The sequence below is a fragment of the Brevundimonas intermedia genome, from assembly GCF_004614235.1.
GTDB classification, from domain to species: Bacteria; Pseudomonadota; Alphaproteobacteria; order Caulobacterales; family Caulobacteraceae; genus Brevundimonas; species Brevundimonas intermedia_A.
On the sequence record NZ_SPVH01000007.1, the window covers coordinates 21,791 to 46,157 of the forward strand.

The window sequence follows — 24,367 nt, forward strand, 5'->3', positions numbered from 1 at the left end:
CTTTCTTGCACGGTTTGACGTGGCGGAAAGACCGGCGCATCTCGCCTGTAACAGTGCGTGATCGTCGCGTGCTGAAGGTCACGACGGCGTCAGATCGTCGGGCCTGTTCGCTCAGGAGACGCCCTTGCCCATTTCCGCCACGCCCGGACTCCATCCGGCGCCGACCGCCCATTCCGGCCTCGTCGCCTGGGTCGAGCAGATCGCCGCCCTGACTAAGCCCGCCCGCGTCCACTGGTGCGACGGGTCGCAGGAGGAGAAGGCGGCCATTACCGCCGACCTGCTGGCCAAGGGCACGCTGAAGGCTTTGGATCAGAACAAGCGGCCGGGCTGCTATTACGCCGCGTCCGATCCCCGCGACGTGGCGCGGGTCGAGAGCCGGACGTTCATCTGCTCGGACGATGAAGCCGATGCCGGTCCGACGAACAACTGGGCCGATCCGATCGAGATGCGCGCGCGTCTGGACGGGCTGTTCGACGGCTGCATGGCGGGGCGGACGATGTATGTCGTGCCTTTCTGCATGGGGCCGCTGGGATCGGCCATCAGCGCCCTGGGTGTGGAGATCACCGACAGCGGCTATGTCGCCCTGTCGATGGGGGTGATGACCCGCATGGGCAAGCCGGCGCTGGACCAGTTGAGCGACACGGGTGTGTTCGTGCCGGCCGTCCATACGCTGGGCGCGCCGTTGGCTGAGGGACAGGCCGACGTGCCCTGGCCCTGCAACGACGACAAGTGGATCGTGCATTTCCCCGAGACGCGGGAAATCTGGTCTTATGGCTCGGGCTATGGCGGCAACGCCCTGCTGGGCAAGAAATGCTACGCCCTGCGCATCGCCTCGATCATGGCCCGCGACGAGGGGTGGCTGGCCGAGCATATGCTGATCCTGAAGCTGACCGATCCGAAGGGGCGCGCGAAATATGTGGCCGCCGCCTTCCCGAGCGCCTGCGGCAAGACCAACCTGGCCATGCTGCAACCCAGCCTGCCGGGCTGGAAGGCCGAGACCATCGGCGACGACATCGCCTGGATGCGGTTCGGCGAGGACGGGCGGCTGTATGCCGTGAACCCGGAGGCCGGTTTCTTCGGCGTCGCGCCGGGCACCAGCCGCAACACCAACCACAATGCGCTGGAGACCCTGGCGACAAACACCATCTTCACCAACACCGCCCTGACGGCGGACGGCGACGTGTGGTGGGAGGGGCTGACGAAACAGGCGCCGGAAGGCCTGACGAACTGGAAAGGGTTACCGCATGATCCGGCGTCCGGCGAACCGGCGGCGCACCCAAACGCCCGCTTCGCCGCGCCCGCCAGCCAGTGCCCGGCCATCGCGCCGGAGTGGGAAGACCCCAGGGGCGTGCCGATCGACGCCATCCTGTTCGGCGGCCGGCGGGCCAGTGCCGTACCTCTGGTGACCGAGGCGTTCGATTGGGAGCACGGCGTCTTCATGGGCTCGACCGTGGCGTCCGAAGGCACGGCGGCGGCCGAGAACAAGGTCGGGGAGCTACGCCGCGATCCCTTCGCCATGCTGCCCTTCTGCGGCTACAACATGGGTGATTACTTCGCCCACTGGCTGGAGATGGGGGAGGGGCGCGACGCGTCGAAACTGCCGCGTATCTTCTTCGTCAACTGGTTCAGGAAGGATCAGGATGGGCGGTTCGTCTGGCCCGGATTCGGCGACAATGCGCGCGTGCTGAAGTGGATCAGCGAACGGATCGACGGCGAGGCCGAGGCGGTGGAGACCGCGGTGGGGCGTGTGCCGTCCGTGGCCGCGCTGGACCTGTCCGGCCTGGACCTGACAGCGGCTCAACTCTCGATCCTGCTGGATGTCGATGCGGGCGTCTGGGCCGAGGAGGCGGCGCTGATCCCGGACTTCTATCGCCAGTTCGGCGACCGTCTGCCCACCGCCCTGTGGGACCAGCATACGGCCCTGGTCGCGCGCCTGGACGATGCGGGCGCGGCCTCGATGGCGGCGGAATAGGCTGAAGCCATCTTGCAATAGGAGCGTCGCGGGTCGATCAGACGGCCCGTGATGTCTTCCCCTCCCATCGTGATCGTCGGCGCCGGTGTCCTAGGCCTTTGCACCGCGTTCGAACTGCATCGGCGCGGCCGGGCGGTAATGGTGGTCGATCCAGGCGAGGTGAACGCCTCACTGGTCGCGGCGGGGATGATCGCGCCGGCGATGGAATCAGCCATCGACGATGTGTCGCCCGATCATGCCCGGCTGTTCCGGGCGGGGCGCGACCTGTGGCCCGCGTTCGCGGTGGCGGCGGGGATCGCCCTGGCGCATCGACCGGCTGAATGGCGGGGCGGCGACGTGGACGGGATGGAGGCGAGGCTTCGCGCGATGGGCTTCGACGCGCGGCGCGAGGGCGACCATGTCACGACTGACGAGGATTATCAGGTCGATCCCGCACAGGCCCTGGCGGCGCTGAAACAGGCGCTCGGTCAGGCCGTCATCACGGGCCGAGTGACGGAGATCGTCCGCACCGACCACGGCTGGCGGGTCCCTGTCGGCGACAAGCTGCTGGACGCCGAGACGGTAGTGCTGGCGACGGGGGCGGGCGAGGCTGTCGCGGGTCTGCCTGAGCCTGCTCGGGTTCTGATCGACGCCATCCAGCCGATCCGGGGACAGATCGGCGTCGCGGCCCGAGATCTGGTGGCTCATGTCGTGCGCGGGCCGGGAGCCTATGTGGCGCCGATGGCTTCGGGGGCGGTGATCGGGGCGACGATGGAGCCCGGGCGGCGAGACACCGCGCCGGATGACGAGACGTCCGAACGCCTGACACAGGCGGCCTGGCGCGTGCTGGATCGGATGCCCGAGCCGCTGGACATCGAATGGCGGGCGGGCGTGCGCGGCGCGAGCGCGGACGGCCTGCCGATGGCGGGCGCTGCGCCGGGAGGCGAGGGGCTGTTCATGGCCCTGGCGCCGCGTCGCAACGGTTGGCTGCTGGGCCCGCTGGTGGGTGCGGTCGTCGCCGATGCGATCGAGGGGCGGGCGGCCTCGACGGAAGCCCGCGCCCTCGACCCTGGTCGGTTCTAGCTCGCCATCGCGAAGCGGACGGTGAAGTTGACCGTCGCCCCGTCGACGGGGCGGCCGTCGACCGTGCGCGGGTTCATGCGGAAGTCGCGGGTCAGGCTCTGAGCCGCGCGGCCGAAGCCCTGGCCGCTCGGCGTTTCGCCCACGACACGGCAGCCGGTCAGGCCGCCGTCCACGCGAACCATGCAGCTGAGGCTGGCGGAACCGGGCGTGCCGTTTTCCGCCGCGCGGGTTGGATAGGCGCGCGCCATCTGCGCCGGCGACGGGCGGCTGGCCCAGGTCGGGTTGTTGATCACCGAGGGCGGGCGCGGCGGCGTTTCCACCGTGGCCGTGCCGCCTTCGACGCCGGTGGGCGCCGTGCTGACGATCACCTGCCCGGCCGGGGCCGTATTGGTCGGGCTATCCGGCGGCGTCAGGGCGAGCGACGGCACATCGGCGGGCACGGTCAGCGCCGGCTTGTGGATCGGCGTCGGCGGGGCCGCCGTGACCGTGGGCGGAAGCGGCTTGGGCTTGGGCGGGGTCTGGAAGAACACGTCGATGGGCTTGTCGGGCTCGGCGGGTTGCGTCGTCCCGCTCAACTCGAACCGCTGATTATACAGCGCCACCCCCGCCGCGACGTGGAGGACGACCGAGACGCCGATGGCGCCCAGCATCCAGCGTGGGATGGGTTTCTTGCGTTCCCCGAAGTCGATGGGGCTGATCAAGCCGGGTCCACCGGCGGCACGGATCATCATGGCTTCACTCCCTCGTTCACCGCCCCCGCAGCGCCCGTAACTGCAAGTTGAGCGCGCAGGTTGTGGCGGCTTTGCGGCGGAGGTTTCGGGGTTCGACCAATGTCGATCCGTTAACGGCCGCGTTAAGAATTAAGGGTTGGTTAACTACGTTCGCCGACCATCCGCACATGGGCATCGGAGCGATTCCATCGACAGGCGGGGTAGAGGCGGCCATTCGGCGTGCCTCGAACGCCGTGGGCGTGGACTACGACTTCCTGATCAAGACGGCGCGTCGCGAAAGCGCGATGAACCCGTCCGCCAAGGCGCCGACCTCTTCGGCGGCCGGCCTGTTCCAGTTCATCGAGCAGACCTGGCTCGGCACCGTCAAACAGCACGGCGCCCAGCACGGCTATGGCCAGTACGCCGACCTGATCCACCGGGGTAGCGACGGGCGTTGGCGGGTCGAGGGTTCGGCGCGCAATGTGGTGCTGGACCTGCGTTTCGATCCCCATGCCGCCTCGACCATGGCGGCCGAGCTGACGGCTTCGAACGCGGCCTATCTGCGGGGGCGCACGGGCAAGGAGCCGGGGGCCGGCGATCTTTATGCCGCCCACTTCCTGGGTCCGGCTGGAGCGGCGGGCCTGATGCAGGCGATGGATCGCAATCCGGGCGCCAGCGCCGTCGCCATGTTCCCCGAAGCCGCGCGGGCCAATCGCAGCATCTTCTACCGCAGCGGCCGCCCCGCCACCGTCGCCGAGGTTCACGCCAATCTGCAACGCACGGCGGGCGAGGGCGCGCCGGCGGCCGGGACAGGCGAAACCAAATACGCGGTTCCGAATCTGAGCGACAAGGACCAGATGCTGGCGGCGCGGATGGATCGGCTGAAGCAGGATCAGGGTCTGCTGGCCCTGCTGCTGGGTCAGGACGGGTCGTCCAGCAGCGGCTTCGGCGGCGCTTTCTCGCCAAATGGCAAACAATCGACCTGAGTCGTTGCATTGCAACCGATGGTAAACCAGCCGTTAAGCATGGCAGTCTCATTCTGGGATCCACGCCCGATTCCATGACGAGCCGTCCATGACCGCCTTCCGCGCACGCCTCACAGAAGTGGACATTCGACGCCTCATAAAGGCGACGGACGACGATGAACGGGCCGAGGCGGCGCACAAGCTGTGCCGCAACATGGAACGCGCCGAACTGGACGAGGACGACCGGGCTGCGGCGCAGAAAATCCTGCGTCTGCTGGCCAATGACGCGGCCGAACTTGTGCGACGCGCCATGGCCGTCACGCTTAAGGCGTCGGACCTGATCCCCAATGATGTGGCGCGCAAGTTGGCCGGCGATCTGGACAGTATCGCCCTGCCGATCATCGCCTCGTCTCCCGCCTTCAGCGACGAGGATCTGATCGAGATCGTGCGCGCCGGGTCGGTGGTGCGTCAGATTGCGGTGGCGGGGCGGTCGCGGGTCTCGCGCGATGTCGCGACCGTGCTGGCCGAGGAAGGCTGCGAACAGGCGGTGCGCACGGTGGCGGCCAACGACAACGCCGATCTATCGGAAGCCGCGCTGGCGGCTGTGGTTGATCGTTTCGCCGAGGCGCCCGAGGTGCTGACGGCTCTGGCCTATCGCCAGGTCTTGCCGATGAGCGTGACCGAGCGCCTGATCCAGCTGGCCAGCGACGCGGTGCGCGAGCACCTGATCAGCCGCCACGCCGTCGCGCCGGAAACCGCCATCCGTCTGGCCCAATATGCGCGCGAGCGCACCACCGTCGATCTGGCCGATCAGGCCGCCGTCAGTGCGGATCTGGCCGCTTTCATGACCCATCTGAACGCGCGTCGCGTCCTGAACGCCTCGCTGTTGTTGCGCGGCCTGGCGCGCGGTCAGATGGCGATGTTCGAACATGGCCTGGCCGAACTCGCCAACACGCCCCATCACCGGGCCTGGCTGATGGTGCATGACGCGGGGCCCTTGGGGCTGAAGGCCATCTATGATCGGGCGGGCCTGCCGCCGCGCCTGTTCCAGGCCTTCCGCGCCGGGGTCGATACCTGGAGGACGCTGGCGTCCGAGGGGATCGACACGTCCAGCGCCTATTTCCGCGAGCAGATGCTGGAGCGGTTCCTGACCCAGCGCCCCAATGTCCAGCGAGACGACCTGGCCTATCTGATGGAACGGCTGGATCAGTCGCCGTCTCCGGCGCTGTCCGCCGCCAACGCCGCATAAAAAGAGGCCCGCCGTTCGGCGGGCCTTTCGCATCATGGCTGAGGGGGACGTTTCAGCCTGCGAGATGGTCTGCGACGCGCGCTTCCAGGGTTTCGGCCAGGGCGCGGCCCGTAGGGTGTTCGTCGGTCTTGATCTGGTCGCGGACCACGGCGCGGATGGCGTCGATGTGGGCGTCCAGAACGACGACCGGCGCGGTCATGCGGCGGTCCGCGTCGTCCAGCATCTTGCACAGCGAACCGGCGATGCGCGTCACCAGCGGGTATTCGTAAGTCGTTCCCAGACCCTTCAGGTCATGGGCGCGGAAATACAGGGCTTCGGCGGTAGTCGGATTGTAGCCCTGTTCGCGAATGTCGGCCTGGGCCTTGTCCAGCTTGACGATTTCGTCGTTCAGCCACTGGCCGAACTGGGCCGACATGGCCTTCAGCGCCTCTTCGGCCCTGGCGATGGCGTCGGCGTTGATGCCGAAACCGCCGCCGACCTTCATGCGCAGGGCGTTCGTCGGGGGGGTGATTTGCGCCGGATTGCTCATGGCGGGCTCCATAGGACTTTGAAGGCAAGGTACGGGTTCGGGCTTAAGAACCCGTGACCGGATCAGTTGGCGAACTGTTCGGCCATCACGCGTTCGTCGAACGAGCGTCCGGCGTCGAACAGCATGGTCAGGCTGAGGTCGCGCCGTTCGCGTACCTCGACGCGGGCGACGCGCCTGACCTCGAAGTTGTCGGCGGTGGCCGAGACCGGACGTTTGTCGGCCTCCAGCACCTCGAACCGCACCTTGGCGCCATGCGACAAAAGGGCGCCGCGCCAGCGCCGGGGCCGAAACGCGCTGATCGGCGTCAGGGCCAGGATGCGGGCGTCCAACGGAATGATCGGGCCGTGCGCCGACAGATTATAGGCGGTCGATCCCGCCGGCGTCGCCACCAGGCAGCCGTCACAGGACAGTTCTTCCAGCCGCACGCGGTCGTCGACCGTGATCCGCAGCTTTGCGCTCTGGCGCGTCTGACGCAGCAGCGAGACCTCGTTGATGGCCAGGCCGGTATGGACCTCGCCGCTCTCGGTCCAGGCGTCCATCTGCAGCGGATGAATGACGGTGCGCTCGGCGGCGACGATTCGCTCCAGCAGGCCGTCTTCCTCGTAGTCGTTCATCAGGAAGCCGACCGAACCGCGGTTCATGCCATAGACAGGCGTGCGCTGGCGCAGGTTGGCGTGCAGCGTCTCCAGCATCTGGCCGTCGCCGCCCAGCGCCACGATCACGTCGGCTTCCTGCTCGGATACCGCGCCATAGCGCGCGATCAGGGACTTGCGCGCCGCCTGGGCTTCAGGGCGATCGCTGGCGACGAAGGCCAGCGAGGGTGAGGCTGGAATGGGGGAGGAGGGACTGGGCTGGGTCACGGCGGGACGTGAGCCGAGCTTGAAGGCGAAGTCAAACGATCGCGGGCTTTTCCATCATCTGGCGGAAGGCCCGCGAGGCGGAATGGGCGTTCATCGGCGTCGCCGTCCAGCCGCCGCCGGCAGGCATTCCGCCCGACAGCTTGCGCACCTCGACCAGCAGGGAGGCGAAGACGGCCTTGTCCACGCCTACGGCGATACAGGCCAGATAGAGGGGTTCGGCGGTCGGGGCGCGTACGGCGTGATGGACCTGGGCGTCGCTGAAACCGCCCAGGGCCGCGAGCGCCTGTTCGAACAGTTCGAACCGCTGTTCCCGCAACGCGCGGACGAGCAGGCCGGGACGCAGCTGGCCGGCGGCCTGAAGCTTGTCGACCAGGCGACGTTCCATGTCGGAGCGTTCGCGGTCTTCGACCAGCCGACTGGTCGGCGCCGTGCGCCATTCCGGGCTGCCCACGGCCTTGGCGGCGGCCTGCTGGACGGCGGCGTTCAGCTGGGCGTCGTCGATGCGGAACCGTTCGCCGATCGACTGGCGCAAGGCCTGGCCGACCCATTGATACAGCTGCTGGGCCAGTTGTTCGTTCAGCCGGGGGTGGCGCGTCAGCGGCGCGCGCAGGCCGGCGATGCGGCGCGAATGGTCAACCAGCTTTCGCATGGCGTCTTCGCTGATGTCCGCCGAACGGTTCGATGCCAGGGCCGTCATGGTCACGGCCTCGCCCCGGTCGATGATCGTGTCCGCCACGGGCCGGGACAGCTGGGGCCGGCGCGCGACGGCGATCTGATGCTCCAGCGTCGCCTCGATCAACAGGCGGATCAGGTCGGCGTCCTTCAGCAGCGGGCTGGAGGTGATCACCGGGCGAGCGATCTCGATCTCGTCCAGCGCCAGCATGTTGATCAGGGCGGGCGGCGCCCAGTCGACGCCGGCGATTCGCTCGGACAGGGCCAAACGAATGTCCCGCTCGGCCTGGGCGGCGAGGGTCAGGAAGATGTCGCTGAGCAGCGGGCCGACCTCGGCCGGCGGGCGCGTCGCTTCGCAAAGGGAGGTGACCTTCAGCAGCAGTCGCTGGCGGTCCTCAGCCGAGCGGCTTTGCGCCAGGGTCAGAAGTTGGGAAACGGTCCGGTCGTCCCAGGCGTCGCGGGGCGGCTCCAATTGAACGACAGGCACAGCGGCTCCCCGAACCGACGACGATGCTTAACCATAAGGCGCGGTCGTGAAGACGGCGTTAAGCAAAGCTGACGCCTGCCTGATGACGTAGCGTCAACATCCGTCAAGGCGGGTTGACGGCGCTGGCGGGCAGGGGGACGGTTCCTCAAAGCCCGTTCAGAGGCAGGAGAAAACCATGGCGGACGGAACGAGTCCCTCGATCAAGTCGCGCGTGTCCGAGGCCGAATGGCAGGTCCGCGTGGAGCTGGCGGCCCTGTATCGGCTAGTCGCCCTGCATGGTTGGGACGACATGATCTTCACCCATATCTCGGCGCGTGTGCCGGGGCCGGAGCATCATTTCCTGATCAATCCCTATGGCTTCTATTTCGACGAAATCACGGCCTCGTCGCTGGTGAAGGTCGATCTGGAGGGGAACATCGTCCAGGACACGACCCACTTCATCAATCCGGCGGGATTCACCATCCACTCCGCCGTCCACGCCGCGCGCGACGACGCCAAGTTTGTCATCCACCTGCACACGGTGAACGGCGTCGGCGTCGCGGCCCAGGCCGAAGGTTTGCTGCCGATCAGCCAGAACGCGTGTTTACTACAGTATCAGGTTGCGTATCATGGGTACGAGGGGTTGGCTCTGAACCATGACGAACGCGAACGTCTGGTAGCCGACTTGGGGGACAAACCGCTGATGCTGCTGCGAAACCACGGCACGCTGGCGGTCGGGGAAACGGCGGCTCAGGCATGGATCGGCATCTTCTTTCTGGAGAGGGCCTGCGCGCAGCAGGTCGCGGCCCTGTCGGGCGGGCGTCAGCACATCCTGCTGGCCCCCGACGAGGCGCAGGCGGAAACCAAGGAGCAGGGTCGGGGCATCGGCTTCATCTCGGCCCTGGCCTGGCCGGGCGCTCTGCGTCAGCTGGATCGCAAGTCGCCGGGCTACGACGCCTAGGTCTCGCCGGGGCTGCGGCGGTGCTGGCGCTGGGTGCGCTGGCACCCGCTCCGACCTTCGCCGGCGCCTGGGTCCAGCCCAAGGGCAAGGGGCAGGCGATCGTCAAATATGAGCAGCTGAGCGCCGATACCGGCTTTAACGCCTCTGGCGAAGAGCGCGACCTGCCCGGCGACCGGCGCGACGCGGCGCTGGGCCTGTTCGCCGAATATGGCGCATCGGACCGGCTGACCCTGCAGTTGAAGGCCGACTGGCAGGACGGCGAGGACGCCTTCGTCGATTACAACGGGCGCGGTCCCATCGAGATCGGCGCGACCTGGCAGGTCTGGCGCGACGACCGCAACGCCGTCAGCCTTTATGGCGGCTACACCTGGGCCGGGGAGGGGCGCAACGCCGGCTATGCCCAGCCCGGCGTCGGCGAGCACGACTGGGAGGCGCGGGTGTCGGTCGGCCGATCTTTGGGCGATATGGGCGCGCGCTGGGGCATGGAGGGTTCGTTCGTCGAGCTTCAGGCCGCGCGTCGCCTCCGTGACGGCCTGCCGGACGAGACGCGCATCGACGCCACGGCGGGCGCCCGGATCGGTCGCGACTGGATGGTTCTGGGTCAGGCCTTCGGCGGGGCGGCGGACGGCGGCTCACGCTGGCTGTCGTTGGAAACCTCGGTGGTGCGCGATTTCGGGGGCTGGAGCGTGCAGGCCGGATGGAGACAAACCGTCGCAGGCCGAGAGGCCGCAAACGCCCGTGGGCCTGTCCTGGCGGTGTGGCGTAGCTTTTAGGGAAGATTTCTGCGACGGAAAATGTGATCCGCCACGTTACTGATACGTAACATTGCGCGCACTTCATTACCCGGTAATGCATGCGGCGTCCCCCTGACCGAGAGACCCCCGCGTGATCAAACGTCACTTCTTCCTCATCGCCGCAGCCGTTCTGCTGGGGCTGATGGTCATCGCCGCCATCGTCAAGATCTCCACCGGAGACGAAAAGTCCACCCAAGGGCCGGGCGCCGCAGGCGGCCGACGTGGCGGCCAAGAGGTGTCGCAGGCCGTCGTGGGCCAGCGTCAGTTCTCGGACCAGATCCGGGTGCTGGGCGTGGCGCGCGGGCAGCGGTCGGTCAACATCACCTCCTCGACCACCGAACTGATCACGCGCGTCCTGTTCGCCGACGGCCAGTTGGTGTCGGCCGGCGCGCCCCTGGTCGAGCTTCAGGCGCGCGAGGAAGACGCAGCAATCATCGAGGCCCGCGCCAACGTCAATCAGGCCCAGCGCGAATATGATCGCTACAAGGCCCTGGCCGACCGGGGCATCGCGCCCCAGGTGATGCTGGAACAGGCCGAGACGGGTCTGGAGACCGCACGCGCCTCGCTTGAGGCCGCGCAGGCGCGGCGCGGCGACCGCGTCATCCGCGCGCCCTTCGCGGGCCGCATGGGTCTGACGACGGTGACGGCGGGCACCCTGATCAATCCGGGCGCGGTGATCGCGACCTTGGACGACACCTCGACCATTCGCGTCGATTTCCCCCTGCCGGAACGCTACCTGAACCTGCTTCAGCCCGGCGCCCAGCTGACGGCGACGGCGGACGCCTATGGCGACGAACCCTTCCAGGGCCGGATCGCCCTGATCGACACCCGCGTCAACGAGGCCACCCGCGCCGCCACAGCCCGCGCCGAGTTCGCCAATCCCGGCGGTCGGATCCGCCCCGGCATGCTGCTGCGCGTCGTGGTCCAGCAGGGCCAGCGCCAGGCGGCGGCGGCCCCGGAATCAGCCGTGCAATATGAGGGCGCCGGCGCCTTCGTCTATCGTATCGCACCCGGCCAGAACGGATCGACCGCCCAGCGGGTCGAGGTCGAGGCCGGCGCCGTCGAGAACGGCTTCGTCGAAATCCTGTCGGGCATCGAACCCGGCGACCGTATCGTCGGCTCGGGCCTGAACCGCATCCAGCCGGGGGCGCCGGTCAGCGTCGCGGGCGCAGATCGCAAGTCGTCTGCCGACCGCAAGTCGGGCGCCGCCCAATGATGCTGTCCGACGTTTCGGTCCGGCGTCCCGTCTTCGCGGCCGTCGCCGCCATCGTGCTGTGCGTGATCGGCGCGGCGGCCTTCTTCTTCCTGCCGGTGCGCGAACTGCCGGACGTCGACCCGCCTATCGTCTCGGTCAACACCACCTATGCCGGCGCCTCGGCCGAGGTGATCGAGAGCCGGATCACCGAGCCGGTGGAACAGCAGATCGCCGGCATCCAGGGCGTCGAGCGCATCAACTCGACCAGCCGCGACGGCCGTTCAAACGTGAACATCGAGTTCTCGCTGGACCGCAACATCGACGACGCCGCCAACGATGTGCGCGACCGCGTCAGCCGTGTTGTCGGCCGCCTGCCGGACCAGGCCGATCCGCCGGAAGTGGCCAAGGCCGATTCCGACAGCCAGCCGATCATTATCGTCTTCCTGCGCTCCACCAGCATGAACCGGCTTCAACTGACCGACTACGCCGACCGCTATCTGGTCGACCGGATGGCGACCGTGCCCGGCGTGGCCCAGGTCAACATCTATGGCGAGCAGCGCTATTCGATGCGGGTCTGGCTGGATTCCGCCGCCCTGGCGGCGCGCGGCCTGACGGTCAACGACGTCGAGACGGCCCTGACCAACCAGAACGTCGAACTGCCCGCTGGCTCGCTGGAATCGACGGACAAGGACTACACCGTCCGCGTGGCGCGCACCTACGCCTTGCCGGAAGACTTCCGGCAGTTGCCCATCGGCACCCGCGGTTCGGCCTCTGCTTCGGCGTCCGTCGCCACCGGGACGGGCAGCGGCTCGTCGGCCATCATCCAGGGCCAGCCTACCTACGTCACCCGTCTGGGCGACGTCGCGCGCGTCGAGGAGGCGCCGGAAGAGGATCGTCGCCTGTTCCGCGGCAACGGCATGGACCAGATCGGCCTGGCCGTGACCCGTCAGGCCCAGTCGAACGACCTGGCCATTTCAGACGGCGTCCATGCGATGATCGACGAGATTCGGCCGACCCTGCCGCCGGGCGTGACCATCGAGATCGGGTCGGACAACTCCGTCTTCACCTCGCACGCCATCGACGAGGTCTGGATCACCATCGGCATCTCCATGGCCCTGGTGGCCCTGGTCAACTTCATCTTCCTGGGCAGTCTGCGGGCGGCGCTGATTCCGTCCATCGTGGCGCCCATCTGCCTGTTGGCGACCTTCATCGTCCTGGCGCCGCTGGGCTTCTCGCTGAACCTTCTGACGCTGCTGGCCTTGGTGCTGGCCATCGGCCTGGTGGTGGATGACGCCATCGTCGTGGTCGAGAACATCCAGCGTCGTCTGGACCTGGGCGAGCCCCCCCTGGTCGCGGCAGAGCGGGGCGCGCGTCAGGTCTTCTTCGCCGTCGTGGCCACGACCATCGTGCTGCTGTCGGTGTTTGCGCCCCTGCTGTTCCTGCCCGGCTACGTCGGGCGGCTGTTCGTCGAACTGGCGGCGGCCATCGCGGCCGCCGTGGCCTTCTCCGCCTTCCTGGCGCTCAGCCTATCGCCGATGCTGGCGTCAAAGATTCTGAAACCGGCGCACGGCGGCGGCCGGGTCGCGCGCCGGGTGGACTGGGGCATGGATCGGTTGAAGCGCTCCTATGCGCGATCGCTGGACATGATGTTGGGCCGGCGGATCGCGGTGATCGGCGTCGGCGCCCTGATTCTGCTGGTGGCGGCGGGCGCAGGGGGCATCTTCCTGACCCTGCCCAACGAACTGGTGCCGGACGAGGATCGCGGCCGGGTGACGGTGCGCGTCGCCGGCCCCGAGGGCGCCGGCTTCGACTATACGCGCAAGATCATGCTGGGGCTGGAACCCCTGCTGGCCGAATACAAGGCGAACGGCGAGGCCGACAGCTATCTGGTCTCCGCGCCGGGCTTCGGCGGCGGCAGCTTCAACTCCGGCAACGCCGTCCTGACCCTGGCCGACTGGTCCATGCGCGACCGGACGGCGGCCGAGATCGCCCAGGAACTCAACGGCAAGCTGCGCGGGCAGACGGACGCCCAGGTCAACGCCTCGACTCCCGGCGCCTTCCAACGCGGGGGCGGCAACTCCAACTCCATCGAGATGATCGCCACAGGCACCGACTATCAGCAGATCTACAACTGGCTTCAGCCTATGCTGGCGGCGGCACAGGCCAATCCAGGCTTCTCGCGTCCGCGCCTGAACTATGAGCCGAACTCGCCGCGCCTGCTGGTCGATGTCGATCCGCAGAAGGCGGCGGCGCTGGGCGTGTCTTCCCAGTCGATCGGCCGCACGCTGGAGACTATGTTCGGGTCGCGTACCGCCACCACCTACATCAAGGGCGGACAGGAATACGACGTCATCCTGCAGACCGAGCGCGACAACCGGCGCGAGGTCGCTGACCTTGAGGCCCTGTACGTCGCGACCGGCGGCGGGCAGCTGGTGCCGCTGTCGGCCGTGGTCACGACCAAGACCAGCGGCGACACGCCGGACCGTCGTCGTCTGGATCGTCAGCGGTCCATTTCGCTGCAGGCCGACCTGAACCCCGGCACGACCATCGACGACGCCATTCAGTTCCTCGGCGCCGAGGCGGCCAAACAGCCCCAGGGCGGTGTCGTCACCCAATGGGGCGGCGCGGCGCGCGACCAGCAGGAGGCGGGCGGAGCGGTGTTCGCGGCCTTCGGCCTCGCTTTGCTGCTGGTCTTCCTGGTGCTGGCGGCCCAGTTCGAAAGCTGGATCACGCCTGCGGTCATCATGCTGACGGTGCCGCTGGCTGCGGCGGGCGGACTGTTCGGCCTGCTGATGGCCGGGTCCAGCCTGAACATCTACAGCCAGATCGGACTGATCATCCTGATCGGCGTCGCGGCCAAGAACGGCATTCTGATCGTGGAGTTCGCCAACCAGCTGCGCGACCAGGGCCGGTCGATCCGCGAGGCGATCATCGAGTCGTCGTCCTTGCGTCTTCGGCCGATCATCATGACCTCGATCGCCACCGCCTTCGGCGCCTTGCCGTTGGTGCTGTGGCAGGGTGCGGGCGCGGGCAGCCGTCAGACCATCGGCGTGGTGATCTTCACCGGCGCCATGTTCGCCACCGTCCTGACCTTGTTCGTGGTGCCTGTGATCTATGGCGTCCTGGCCCGCTTCACCAAGTCGCCGGAATGGACCTCGCGCAAGATCGAGGAATGGGAAGCCCAGGAAATGCGCGAAGGCGGACCCAAGGAACTGCCGGAAGGCTGATGGATCAGGAGGCGGGCGCCGGCTCCGGCTTGTAGCCCGTCTCCACCTTCAGGAAGGCGATGACATCGCGGCGATCCGCAGCGTCGGGCAGGCCGGGGAAGGTCATCTTGTTGCCGGGCAGGAACGTGCGCGGGTTCTCCAGCCAGTGATCCAGCTTCTCCGCATCCCAAGTGAAGTCTGCGGTGCGCATGGCGTTGGAATAGTTGTAGCGCGGCCGATCGCCCGCCTTTCGCCCGAAAACGCCGTACAGGTTCGGACCCGCCATGTCTGGGCCGCCTTCGCCGATGGTGTGGCAGGCGCGGCAGCGCGCGAAGGCGCGGCGGCCGTTCTCCAGATCGCCAGCATCGTAAGGGGCGGGCAAGGAGGCCAGCAGTGTGGCCTTCTCCGTCTCCGTCAGGACATGAACGGGCTTGGTCGGGGCCGTCGGCGACGGCTCGCCCTGACCACAGGCGGCCAGGGCGAGGATGGGGCTTAGAAGAAGCGGGGCGGCGAGGGCGAAACGGGTCATGGCGGCTCCTGTTCAGCCTGTGATAGCGCAATGCGTCGGCGCGGCAATTGGTCAGGCTGTCCTGCTGGACGCGGGGGGCTCGCACCTGATAATCACTGTCAAGGAAACGCGGAGCCGCTGGGGAGCGGCCTCGCCCGTGCGAGCGTAAAATTGACTGACACCATCAAGCTGAGCCAGGCCCGACGCGGCGATCGCGGCGTCATCGTCCAGGTGGGCGCACATTGTCACCATCAGGGGGAAGCGGTCGAGCTGGAACGCCGCCTGCTCGAACTGGGCTTCGTCGAGGGCGCGCAGATTGAACTGCTGCACGAAGGCCTGTTCGGTCAGGACCCCATCGCCATGAAGGTGGACGATATGCGCGTGGCCCTGCGCCGCCATGAAGCCGAGAGCCTGACGATCAAGCTCGACTCTGGCAAGCTGGATACGGTCTGATGGACATCGCCCTGAAGACCGCCCGCGTCGCCCTGGTCGGCAATCCCAACAGCGGCAAGACGGCCCTGTTCAACGCCCTGACCGGCGCGCACCAGAAGGTCGCCAACTACGCCGGCGTCACGGTGGAGCGTAAGGAAGGCCTGATCCGCGCCGCCTCGGGTCGGACCATGTCCGTGCTGGACCTGCCCGGCACCTATTCCCTGCGCGCCCGCAGTCCAGACGAGGAGGTCACGCGCGACGCCGTCCTGGGGCGCCTGGCCGGAGAGACGCCGCCCGACGTGGTGGTCTGCGTCGCCGACGCCACCAACCTGCGCCTGGTCCTGCGTCTGATCCTGGAGCTGAAGGCTGTCGGGCGGCCCATGGTTCTGGCGCTGAACATGTACGACATCGCCCAGCGTCAGGGACTGCGGATCGATCTGGAGAAACTGGGCGCCGAACTGGGCGTGCCGATCATCACCACGGTCGCCACCCGCAAGCGCGGCATCGACGATCTGATCGCCGCCATCGAAGACCGGGCCGCCGTCGCCGCCGTTTCGGAAAGCCAGTGGCATAGCCCCGACGCCGCCGAGCTGCGCACCGCCGCCCGCGAGGCCGAGCGGATCATGAAGGCCTGCGTGCGTCCGCCCGAGCGGCCCGACACCCTGACCGGCAAGATCGATTCGATCCTGCTGCATCCGGTCGCCGGCCTGGTCATCCTGTTCACGCTTCTGTTCGTCATGTTCCAGGCCGTATTCAGCTGGGCCGCGCCTTTGATGGACGGCATCGAGGCCGGTATCGGCTGGCTGGGCGGTCTGGTCGCCACGGTCCTGCCCGACGGCCTGTTGCAAAGTCTGATCGTGGACGGAATCATTTCCGGCGTCGGCAGCGTGCTGGTCTTCCTGCCGCAGATCCTGATCCTGTTCCTTTTCATCATCGCCCTGGAAGACTTCGGCTACATGGCCCGCGCGGCCTTCCTGATGGACAAGATCATGGGCGGGGCGGGCCTGCATGGCCGGGCCTTCATTCCGCTGTTGTCCAGCTTCGCTTGCGCCATTCCCGGCGTGATGGCGGCGCGGGTGATCGATTCCAAACGCGACCGTCTGACCACCATCCTGGTGGCGCCGCTGATGACCTGTTCGGCGCGGATCCCGGTCTATACGCTGATCATCGCCGCCTTCATTCCCAACGAGACGGTCTGGGGCTTCGCCAATCTGCAAGGATTGGTGATGTTCGGGCTCTACGCCGCCGGCATCGTCAGCGCCCTGATCGTATCGCTTCTGATCCGCAAGGTGTTCTGGCGGGGCGCGGTCGAGCCTTTCATGATGGAGCTTCCGGCCTACAAGACGCCTGATCTGCGCAGCGTCGGGTTCAATCTGTGGCTCCGGGCCAAGATCTTCCTGAACCGCGCGGGTCGCATCATCCTGCCGCTGGTGATCATCCTGTGGGTGCTGGCGACCTTCCCCTATCCGCCCGAGAACGCGACACTGCCGGCCATCGACTATTCGTTCGCCGGCATGCTGGGCCGGGCGCTTGAGCCGATCTTCGCTCCCATCGGCTTCAACTGGCAGATGGTCATCGCCCTGATCCCCGGGATGGCGGCGCGCGAGGTCGCCGTGGCGGCGTTGGGCACCACCTACGCCATCGCGGATGCGGAGAATGCGACCGGACTTCTGGCCTCGACGCTGGCCTCGCACTGGTCGCTCGCGACGGCCCTGTCCTTCCTGGCCTGGTACATCTTCGCGCCCCAGTGCGTGGCGACCCTGGGCGTGGTCAAGCGCGAGACCAATTCGTGGAAATGGACGTGGATCATGATCGGCTACATGTTCGGTCTGGCCTATCTGGCGTCGCTGGTGACCTATCATGTGGCGGTGGTGCTCGGAGGCGGCTAAGCCAAGGCGGTTCGCCGCCGTCTGGACGTCTCGATGCACCCTGTGATCGCCGCCGCCGTCATGGGCGGGCTGGGCCTGATTTTCGGCAGTTTCATCGCCGCCGTCAGCGTGCGTCTGCCGCGTGACGAGGACATTGTCGTCGCCCGCTCGCGATGCCGGGGCTGCGACCAACCGTTGCGCCCATGGGAATTGGTTCCGCTGTTCAGCTGGCTGGCGCTGCAGGGCCGTTGCGCGCGGTGCCAGACCCGGATTTCCCGGCGCTATCCGCTGATCGAACTGGCGGGTGGGGCGGTCGGCGTTTGGTCCGCGCTTTGGGCGTCTGGCGGCGGGACATCAGTCTTTCTGATGGCGGCGACAGCAGTGCTGGGCTGGCAACTGCTGCTGATCGCGATTGTAGACGGCGAGAACTTCTGGCTTCCCGACATTCTGACCCTGCCATTGATCGCCACGGGTCTGGTCGTCGCCATTTGCGCGAGCTGGGATCTGGCCTTGTCGCATCTGATCGGGGGCGTGGTCGGGTTCGGCGGCCTGTGGCTGGTCGGCTGGCTCTACAAGGCGATCCGCAAGCGCGACGGCCTGGGCGGGGGCGACCCCTTCCTGTTCGCCGGGGCGGGGGCCTGGGTCGGCTGGGTGGGTCTGCCCAGCGTGCTGCTGTGGGCCTGCGCCGTCGGCCTCAGCCTAGTGTTCGGCATGCTGGTGGTGCGTCGCACGGTCAGCGGAACCGAGAAGCTGCCCTTCGGCGTCTTCCTGGCCGTAGGTATCTGGCTGACCTGGCTGTACGGGCCGCTGGGGCTTTAACGTCCGGTCGTCAGCTTGACGATGATGATGGCCGCCGTGTCCAGAATGGCTTCCGGCGTGTCGGCGCGACGCAGCAGGTCGAAGCTGGCCGCCGTTGATTCCGCGATCGAGGCGATCTGGTATGAGGCCAGGCGGGGATTGTAATCCTTGGGGTGCAGGCCGCTGGCGTGGGCCTGGGCCACACGGCGTTCGATGGCCAGGTGAAGCCGGCGCAGCCGGCGCACCCGGCTCTCGACGAAGGCCACGTCGCCATTGTCGGCCAGCATGTGCTCGACCCGCAGGACTTGGCCGTGGCTTCGCCAGATCGCCATCACGTCCAGAATGAAGGCCCGGGCGATGACGAAGGCTCGGTCGCCCGGCCAGTCGGCCTGGAAATGCGTCGCCAGCCCCTGGAAATCAGTCGCCGCAACCTCGCAAAGTGCCAGAACAGGCTCTTCGACGGTCTTGAAATAGGTGTAGAAATTCGATGGAGATACACCGGCGGCCGAGGCCAGGTCGGCGACGCGGATTTCACCGTAATGCCGCTCGTTCAACAGGCGTTGGGTCGCGTCGAGGATCGCCTGGCGGGTTCTCCCGCCGCGCGCACCGATCTTGTGGCCCAGCTTGTTGGTTGTGTCGGCCATGTCCCCGATGGTCGCATAGAGATGGTGCCGGCTGCAGGAATCGAACCCGCGACATCCAGTTTACAAAACTGGCGCTCTACCAACTGAGCTAAGCCGGCCCGCGTGTGCGGTGTCCGGCCCTTATGTCCAGCCTCGCGCCGGGACGCAAGACGGCCTTGCGCCCCGGACGGACAAATCGCCCGTCAACGCCACGGAACGGGCGGCGTATAGCTGGCGACGAAGCTTTCCCAGGCCTCGCGGGTCTTGAAGTCCAGCCCGCCGTCCCATGCCGACCCCATATAATAGGTGAAGGGCTGGCCCGGCGTGACGCGCAGCAGGATCAGATAGTTGTCGGCGTCCTGCGTAAAGCCCTCGACCATGGCCGGATCGACCAGGATGGCGATGCCGATACTGCCGTGCTCGGGGTTTTCCGGTTCCCAGAAGGTCAGTCGGCCGTTGGCGGCGTCGCGGGTGACGAAGCCCGAGCCGTTGTCATTGGTGCGCCGGGTGATGCCGACGCCGACGATCAGGGGCTCGGTGCTGTCCGAGTTCAGCGTCGAGGTCATGCGAGTGAAGTTCGACCCCATCGGCAGGGAGAAGTCGCGCGTCTCCCACACCCGGCGGTTCACGTCGACCGGCCAGGGAGCATAGTCGACGCTGAAGCGCGCCTCGTCTTCGCCGGTCTCTTCAATGCGATAGGTCTTGAAGTTGCGGCTGGTCCACAGCTTGTTGTCCTGCCAGACGCCCAGGCCCCCGGCGCCGCGACCGCGCCCGACGTCGTAGTAGTCCAGACCCTCGCCGCGGTCGGTGTGATAGTTGGGGAACTTCAGCTGGCGGTCCATGAAGGGATAGCGGACACGCTTGGCCCAGACGTCGATGCCCGATCCCGACGGCGGCTCGCGGCCTTCCAGGGCCGGACCATAGATGCGGTGGGCGACGCGGTCGTTTTCCCACAACAGGTCATCGAGCCGATCCGGCGCGAAGCGGGCGACGGCGCGCGGGCGCTGTTCCTCGGCCGTCGGCGGCGTCAGGCGCTCGATGGTCGAGGGCCGGGCCAGTCCGGCGGGATCGTAGGACAGGGCGGCGGTTGCGCGCATTTCCTCGGCGCGGCGACGCAGTTCCTCCTCGCCGACGACGGTGACGGGGGCGGGGGGCATGGGCGTCGTTGCGGCGATGACCTCGGGCGTGTCACGCTCGGGCTCGGCCTGGGGCAGGGACTGGACCGGGCCGTTCAGGTCCGCGATCTCAAGCCCCGCCAGGACATAGGCGCCGGTGGCGTAAAGGCCGGTCTCTTCCGGCCGGGTATGCACCGGCATGTCGCCGGTCTTCTGCGCTGCGCCGATCAGGCCGCTGGGCAGGACATGACGGTTCAGCGCCGCCCAGCCCTTGGTCACCGCCGGCAGATAGGTCTCGCGATCCAGCAGGCCGTGGTTGATGCCCCAGGCCAGGCCATAGACATAGAAGCCCGACCCGGACGTCTCGGCCTCGGGATAGACCTCGGGCGCCAACAGGCTGGCGCGCCACAGGCCGTCGTCCTGCTGCAGTTCCAGGATGCGGCTCGACAGTTGCTGGAACAGATCGACGTAATAGGCCCGGTTCGGATGATCGGCCGGCAGGCTCTCCAGCCAGCGCGCCAGACCCGCCATGGTCCAGGCGTTTGCCCGCGACCAGTAGATGGGCGCGCCGTTCGCCTCGGTGCGATCCTTGAATCGTTCGTCGCGCAGGAACAGCCGCTGCTCGGGAACCCACAGATGCTCGGCCGTGCGTCGCCATTCCCGGTCCGCTGCCGTCAGATATTTGGGATCGCCGGTCAGGGCCGACATCCGCGCCAGCACCGGTGGCACCATGAACAGGGCGTCCGCCCACCACCAGACCAGGGCCGGGGTCTCGACCGAGCGGTTCAGGTGCGGGACCTGCCAGTCCAGCCGCTGGCGCAGCGGCATCAGCACGCCTTCCTGGCGGCGCCGGGCGTAGAGTTCTTCGTACAGGTCGCCGATGGCGATATCGTCGGCGTTCAGCATGGTCGGCCCCGACCGGGCGCCGCGCACGCTATAATTATAGTGTTCGGCCACGGCGGTCAGGAACCGCAGGGTCTCGGGATCTTCCGACACTCGCGCCAGCCGCGCCGCCCCGACATAGAAGGTCGCGGCGACCCAGTTGGACGACATCTGCGTCAGGTTGCTGCCGGTGGACAGGGCCAACGGCTCGCGCGCCATGGCGGCGATCTGGGACGCCGTTACATATTCGGCGGCCGCCAGGGCTTCGGCGCGCGACGGCAGGACGTTGGGATCGAAATCAAGCGCCGGCCTCGCCGTGGGCTCCAGCCAGGCCGCTTCGACGCCGGGGGGCAGGGCGGTCTGCGCCGCCGTCGGGCCGGCCAGCAGGGTTGTCGCCATCAAAACGGCCGTCAGGCCGACAAACGAACGGTACGCCATACATCCTCCGAAGCGCCGACAGGCGACGCCTTCCATTATTTGCTTTCTCGTACCATAAGATGGACGTCGCTTCTCGCCAAGGTAACCGGTGTCTTTTCTGATGCGACATTGTATCTGGTGAGATCAGACTCGCGAGGCGATCCAACGCCTCCGTATTGAGGAACAGTGAAGGACGTCATGGCTCATCCGCTCAAGCTCAATCCCGACCGGCTGTTTCCGGCCGACGCCGATACCCGCACGGTCGCGCGTCGCCTCTATGCCCAGATCAAGAGCCTGCCGATCATCAGCCCGCACGGCCACACGGACCCCAGTTGGTTTGCCTTGAACGAACCCTTCGCCAATCCCGCCGAACTGCTGATCACGCCCGACCACTATGTCTTCCGCATGCTGCACTCGCAGGGGATGGCGATGGAGGATCTGGGGGTTCCCCGCGCCGACGGCGGCCCGGTCGAGACTGATCCGCGTGTGATCTGGCGTCGGTTCGCCGAAAACTATCACCTGTTCCGCGGCACGCCGTCGCGGATGTGGCACGACTGGGTCTATGCCGAGGCCTTCGGCATCGACGTGCAGCTGTCGGTCGAGACGGCGGACCACTACTACGACATCATCGACGCCGCGCTGAAGACCGACGCCTTCAGGCCCCGCGCCCTGTTCGACCGCTACAATATCGAGGTCCTGACCACGACCGAGAGTCCGCTCGATACGCTGGAACATCACAAGGCCATCGCCGCCTCGGGCTGGAAGGGACGGGTGCTGACCGCCTATCGCCCCGACCCGGTGCTGGATCCCGACTATGAGGGCTTCCGCGACAATCTGAAGGTTCTGGCCGAACAGACCGGCCGCGATACGCTGTCGTGGGACGGCTATCTGCAGGCCCTGCGCGATCGCCGTGCCTTCTTCATCGCGATGGGCGCCACCTCGACCGACCACGGCCACCCGACCGCCTTCACCGCCGACCTGTCCAAGGGCGAGGCCGAGGCCCTGTTCAAGCGGGTCTCGACGGCCCCGGCCAGCGCCGCCGACGCCGAGCTGTTCCGGGGGCAGATGCTGACGGAGATGGCCGCCATGTCGGTCGAGGACGGGCTGGTGATGCAGCTTCACCCCGGCAGTTTCCGCAACCACTCGGCCACGGTGTTCAACCGCTTTGGCCGCGACAAGGGCTGCGATATTCCGACCCAGACGGACTACGTCCGGGCGCTGAAGCCGCTGCTGGACCGCTTCGGGTCGGACACCCGCCTGACCCTGATCCTCTTCACCCTGGATGAGACCAGCTACAGCCGCGAACTGGCGCCCCTGGCCGGCCACTATCCGGCGCTGAAGCTGGGCCCCAGCTGGTGGTTCCACGACAGTCCCGAGGGCATGCGTCGCTTCCGCGAGCAGGTCACCGAGACGGCCGGCTTCTACAACACCGTCGGCTTCAACGACGACACCCGCGCCTTCCTGTCGATCCCGGCCCGCCACGACGTGGCGCGGCGCATGGATTGCGGCTTCCTGGCCAAGCTGGTGGTCGAACACCGGATGGAGGAGGACGAGGCCCACGAACTGGCCCACGCCCTGACCTATGGTCTGGTCAAGGCGGCATACAAGCTGTGACGCGCCTGAACCCAGCGGCTCTTTCAAGCCTGCCCGCCGATGTCGCCGTTCCCGGTTACGACCGCGCCCAGGTGAAAATCGGCGTGGTCCATCTGGGGATCGGCGCCTTCCATCGCGCCCACCAGGCGGTCGTGTTCGACGATGCGCTGGCGAGCGGCGACCTGCGGTGGGGCGTGCTGGGGGCTTCGCTGCGATCGCCCGGCGTGCGGGACCAGCTGAACCCGCAGGACGGGCTCTACACCCTGGTCGTACGTGACGGATCGGACGAGCATCTGCGGATCATCGGCGCCGGTCGCGGCGTGATGGTCGGGCCGGAAGACCCCGCCGCCCTGGTCGCGGCCATGGCCGACGCGGATGTCCACATCGTGACTCTGACGGTAACGGAGAAGGGCTATCGCCTCGACCCGGCGACGGGCGACCTGCTGCTGGACGACGCGGATGTCGCCGCCGACCTGGCCGACATCGCCGCGCCCCGAACCGCGCCCGGCTTCATCGTTGCGGCGCTGCGGGCGAGGAAGGCGGCAGGCCTTCAGCCCTTCACCGTCATCAGTTGCGACAACCTTCCCCACAACGGCAAGCGCATCCGCGCCGGGGTGCTGGCGATGGCCCGCCGTATCGACCCGTCTCTGGCCGACTGGATCGAGGCCGAGGGCGCCTTCCCCCAGACGATGATCGACCGGATCGTCCCCGCGACCATCCCCGACGACATCGCTCGCCTGACCGCCCGTCTAGGCGTCGAGGACCAGGGCATGGTCAAGGCCGAACCCTTCACCCAGTGGGTGATCGAGGATCGGTTCGCAGGCGAACGGCCGGACTTCGCATCGCTGGGTGTCCAACTGACCGACGCGGTCGAACCGTGGGAGGACGCCAAGCTGCGCCTGCTGAACGGCGCTCACTCGGCCATCGCCTATCTCGGCGCCCTGTCGGGTCATGAGCATGTTCATGAGGCCGTCGCCGTTCCTGCTTTCCGCGCCTATGTCGAGGCCCTGTGGGACGAGGCGCAGCCCACGCTGGACCCGCCGCCGGGCTTGGACACCCCTCCCTATCGTGACGCGCTGATGTCACGGTTCTCGAACGCGGCCCTGATGCACCGCACCCGCCAGATCGCCATGGACGGGTCGCAGAAACTGCCCCAGCGGCTGCTGGCCGGGGCCGCCGAACGTCTGGCGGCCGGGCAGGGTATCGACGCCATGGCCCTGGGCGTTGCCGCCTGGATGAAATGGCAGTCGGGCTTGACCGAAAGCGGCGAGGCCTTCGTCGTCGATGACCCGCTGGCGGCGAAGACCGCCGAACTGCTGGCCGACGCCGACAACGACCAGGCCCGAGTTTCGGCCCTGCTGAGTTTGTCCGCCGTCTTCCCGCCAGCGCTCGCCGCCGACGACCGGTTCGCGGTCGCGGTCACGAGCGCCTATCTGTCGCTCAGCCGGAACGGCGCGGTCGAGGCCGCGCGTCTGGCAGCGGAGTAGACC

At 67.6% G+C, this 24,367-nt stretch carries 20 protein-coding genes and 1 tRNA gene; 13 read left to right on the forward strand and 8 right to left on the reverse strand.

From position 1 onward, the window contains the following. Positions 1–124 precede the first annotated feature (124 nt). Together EGY25_RS14135 and EGY25_RS14140 are read left to right on the forward strand one after the other, a co-directional pair. Entirely contained in the window at positions 125–1,972 is a 1,848-nt protein-coding gene (locus EGY25_RS14135) for a phosphoenolpyruvate carboxykinase (GTP) (RefSeq protein WP_245159483.1), read from the forward strand. 51 nt (positions 1,973–2,023) lie between these two features. Continuing rightward, the gene (locus EGY25_RS14140) at positions 2,024–3,034 is read left to right on the forward strand and encodes an NAD(P)/FAD-dependent oxidoreductase (RefSeq protein WP_209308095.1); all 1,011 of its coding nucleotides are present in this window, start codon (positions 2,024–2,026) and stop codon (positions 3,032–3,034) included. Here the strand turns inward: EGY25_RS14140 and EGY25_RS14145 are convergent. Further along, positions 3,031–3,765, reverse strand: a complete 735-nt coding sequence (locus EGY25_RS14145) for a TonB family protein (RefSeq protein WP_135195679.1) — start codon at positions 3,763–3,765, stop codon at positions 3,031–3,033. The genes EGY25_RS14140 and EGY25_RS14145 overlap by 4 nt on opposite strands. A gap of 167 nt (positions 3,766–3,932) precedes the next feature. Here EGY25_RS14145 and EGY25_RS14150 point away from each other — a divergent pair, with 167 nt between their 5' ends. Next, a complete protein-coding gene (locus EGY25_RS14150) occupies positions 3,933–4,730 on the forward strand; it encodes a transglycosylase SLT domain-containing protein (RefSeq protein WP_135195680.1) in 798 nt (265 codons plus the stop codon). An 88-nt stretch (positions 4,731–4,818) separates the two neighbouring features. Next, the gene (locus tag EGY25_RS14155) at positions 4,819–5,958 is read left to right on the forward strand and encodes a DUF2336 domain-containing protein (protein ID WP_135195681.1); all 1,140 of its coding nucleotides are present in this window, start codon (positions 4,819–4,821) and stop codon (positions 5,956–5,958) included. A gap of 52 nt (positions 5,959–6,010) precedes the next feature. Here EGY25_RS14155 and EGY25_RS14160 read toward each other — a convergent pair whose 3' ends face one another. From EGY25_RS14160 to EGY25_RS14170, 3 genes are all read right to left on the reverse strand, one after another. Next, positions 6,011–6,487 (reverse strand): Hpt domain-containing protein, encoded by a 477-nt coding sequence (locus EGY25_RS14160; protein ID WP_167762575.1) that lies wholly within the window; start codon positions 6,485–6,487, stop codon positions 6,011–6,013. A gap of 62 nt (positions 6,488–6,549) precedes the next feature. Beyond that, positions 6,550–7,347 carry an NAD kinase gene (locus EGY25_RS14165; RefSeq protein WP_245159484.1) on the reverse strand — a complete coding sequence of 266 codons (798 nt, stop codon included), beginning with the start codon at positions 7,345–7,347 and terminating at the stop codon, positions 6,550–6,552. A gap of 31 nt (positions 7,348–7,378) precedes the next feature. Further along, complete coding sequence (locus EGY25_RS14170) at positions 7,379–8,506, reverse strand: DUF2336 domain-containing protein (RefSeq protein WP_135195683.1); 1,128 nt, start codon at positions 8,504–8,506, stop codon at positions 7,379–7,381. A gap of 175 nt (positions 8,507–8,681) precedes the next feature. On the opposite strand from EGY25_RS14170, the gene EGY25_RS14175 reads away from it, so the two are divergent. The 4 genes from EGY25_RS14175 to EGY25_RS14190 all read left to right on the forward strand — a co-directional run bounded on the left by EGY25_RS14175 (position 8,682) and on the right by EGY25_RS14190 (position 14,662). Continuing rightward, complete coding sequence (locus tag EGY25_RS14175) at positions 8,682–9,446, forward strand: class II aldolase/adducin family protein (RefSeq protein ID WP_135195684.1); 765 nt, start codon at positions 8,682–8,684, stop codon at positions 9,444–9,446. Between the two features lie 20 nt (positions 9,447–9,466). Then, entirely contained in the window at positions 9,467–10,219 is a 753-nt protein-coding gene (locus tag EGY25_RS14180) for a hypothetical protein (RefSeq protein WP_348521870.1), read from the forward strand. A gap of 112 nt (positions 10,220–10,331) precedes the next feature. After that, positions 10,332–11,456 (forward strand): efflux RND transporter periplasmic adaptor subunit, encoded by a 1,125-nt coding sequence (locus tag EGY25_RS14185; protein WP_135195685.1) that lies wholly within the window; start codon positions 10,332–10,334, stop codon positions 11,454–11,456. Then, on the forward strand, positions 11,456–14,662 hold the full coding sequence (locus EGY25_RS14190) for an efflux RND transporter permease subunit (RefSeq protein WP_209308120.1): 3,207 nt from the start codon (positions 11,456–11,458) through the stop codon (positions 14,660–14,662). Before EGY25_RS14185 ends, EGY25_RS14190 begins: the two co-directional genes overlap by 1 nt. Positions 14,663–14,666: 4 nt before the next feature. Here EGY25_RS14190 and EGY25_RS14195 read toward each other — a convergent pair whose 3' ends face one another. After that, positions 14,667–15,170: a c-type cytochrome gene (locus tag EGY25_RS14195; RefSeq protein WP_135195687.1), complete on the reverse strand. Its 504-nt coding sequence runs from the start codon at positions 15,168–15,170 to the stop codon at positions 14,667–14,669. Between the two features lie 150 nt (positions 15,171–15,320). On the opposite strand from EGY25_RS14195, the gene EGY25_RS14200 reads away from it, so the two are divergent. Genes EGY25_RS14200 through EGY25_RS14210 form a run of 3 tightly spaced genes read left to right on the forward strand, consistent with a single transcriptional unit; the run spans position 15,321 to position 18,268 of the window. After that, entirely contained in the window at positions 15,321–15,602 is a 282-nt protein-coding gene (locus EGY25_RS14200; protein WP_135195688.1) for a FeoA family protein, read from the forward strand. Continuing rightward, the gene (gene feoB / locus EGY25_RS14205) at positions 15,602–17,470 is read left to right on the forward strand and encodes a ferrous iron transporter B (RefSeq protein ID WP_135195689.1); all 1,869 of its coding nucleotides are present in this window, start codon (positions 15,602–15,604) and stop codon (positions 17,468–17,470) included. The genes EGY25_RS14200 and feoB overlap by 1 nt, the downstream gene beginning before the upstream one ends. A 33-nt stretch (positions 17,471–17,503) precedes the next feature. Next, a complete protein-coding gene (locus EGY25_RS14210) occupies positions 17,504–18,268 on the forward strand; it encodes a prepilin peptidase (RefSeq protein ID WP_135195690.1) in 765 nt (254 codons plus the stop codon). Here the strand turns inward: EGY25_RS14210 and EGY25_RS14215 are convergent. The 3 genes from EGY25_RS14215 to EGY25_RS14225 all read right to left on the reverse strand — a co-directional run bounded on the left by EGY25_RS14215 (position 18,265) and on the right by EGY25_RS14225 (position 21,305). Further along, positions 18,265–18,891, reverse strand: a complete 627-nt coding sequence (locus tag EGY25_RS14215; protein WP_135195691.1) for a TetR/AcrR family transcriptional regulator — start codon at positions 18,889–18,891, stop codon at positions 18,265–18,267. The two genes, EGY25_RS14210 and EGY25_RS14215, sit on opposite strands and share 4 nt — an antisense overlap. Positions 18,892–18,913: 22 nt before the next feature. After that, a tRNA-Thr gene (locus EGY25_RS14220) sits at positions 18,914–18,989 on the reverse strand. A gap of 84 nt (positions 18,990–19,073) precedes the next feature. Continuing rightward, positions 19,074–21,305, reverse strand: coding sequence for a glycoside hydrolase family 88 protein (locus EGY25_RS14225; protein ID WP_135195692.1), 2,232 nt, complete (start codon positions 21,303–21,305; stop codon positions 19,074–19,076). A gap of 177 nt (positions 21,306–21,482) precedes the next feature. Between EGY25_RS14225 and uxaC the strand changes: the two genes are divergently transcribed. Both uxaC and EGY25_RS14235 read left to right on the forward strand, forming a co-directional pair. Further along, complete coding sequence (gene uxaC / locus EGY25_RS14230; RefSeq protein ID WP_135195693.1) at positions 21,483–22,898, forward strand: glucuronate isomerase; 1,416 nt, start codon at positions 21,483–21,485, stop codon at positions 22,896–22,898. Beyond that, positions 22,895–24,364 (forward strand): mannitol dehydrogenase family protein, encoded by a 1,470-nt coding sequence (locus EGY25_RS14235; protein WP_135195694.1) that lies wholly within the window; start codon positions 22,895–22,897, stop codon positions 24,362–24,364. Before uxaC ends, EGY25_RS14235 begins: the two co-directional genes overlap by 4 nt. The last annotated feature ends 3 nt before the right edge of the window (positions 24,365–24,367 follow it).

Bases quoted from the DNA above. Each gene is read 5' to 3' on its own strand.
- EGY25_RS14155 (WP_135195681.1), top strand. From the start codon at position 4,819: ATGACCGCCTTCCGCGCACGCCTCACAGAAGTGGACATTCGACGCCTC.
- EGY25_RS14225 (WP_135195692.1), bottom strand. From the start codon at position 21,305: ATGGCGTACCGTTCGTTTGTCGGCCTGACGGCCGTTTTGATGGCGACA.
- EGY25_RS14215 (WP_135195691.1), bottom strand. From the start codon at position 18,891: ATGGCCGACACAACCAACAAGCTGGGCCACAAGATCGGTGCGCGCGGC.
- EGY25_RS14160 (WP_167762575.1), bottom strand. From the start codon at position 6,487: ATGAGCAATCCGGCGCAAATCACCCCCCCGACGAACGCCCTGCGCATG.
- EGY25_RS14175 (WP_135195684.1), top strand. From the start codon at position 8,682: ATGGCGGACGGAACGAGTCCCTCGATCAAGTCGCGCGTGTCCGAGGCC.
- feoB (WP_135195689.1), top strand. From the start codon at position 15,602: ATGGACATCGCCCTGAAGACCGCCCGCGTCGCCCTGGTCGGCAATCCC.
- EGY25_RS14140 (WP_209308095.1), top strand. From the start codon at position 2,024: ATGTCTTCCCCTCCCATCGTGATCGTCGGCGCCGGTGTCCTAGGCCTT.
- EGY25_RS14195 (WP_135195687.1), bottom strand. From the start codon at position 15,170: ATGACCCGTTTCGCCCTCGCCGCCCCGCTTCTTCTAAGCCCCATCCTC.
- EGY25_RS14210 (WP_135195690.1), top strand. From the start codon at position 17,504: ATGCACCCTGTGATCGCCGCCGCCGTCATGGGCGGGCTGGGCCTGATT.
- EGY25_RS14150 (WP_135195680.1), top strand. From the start codon at position 3,933: ATGGGCATCGGAGCGATTCCATCGACAGGCGGGGTAGAGGCGGCCATT.
- EGY25_RS14190 (WP_209308120.1), top strand. From the start codon at position 11,456: ATGCTGTCCGACGTTTCGGTCCGGCGTCCCGTCTTCGCGGCCGTCGCC.
- EGY25_RS14145 (WP_135195679.1), bottom strand. From the start codon at position 3,765: ATGATGATCCGTGCCGCCGGTGGACCCGGCTTGATCAGCCCCATCGAC.
- uxaC (WP_135195693.1), top strand. From the start codon at position 21,483: ATGGCTCATCCGCTCAAGCTCAATCCCGACCGGCTGTTTCCGGCCGAC.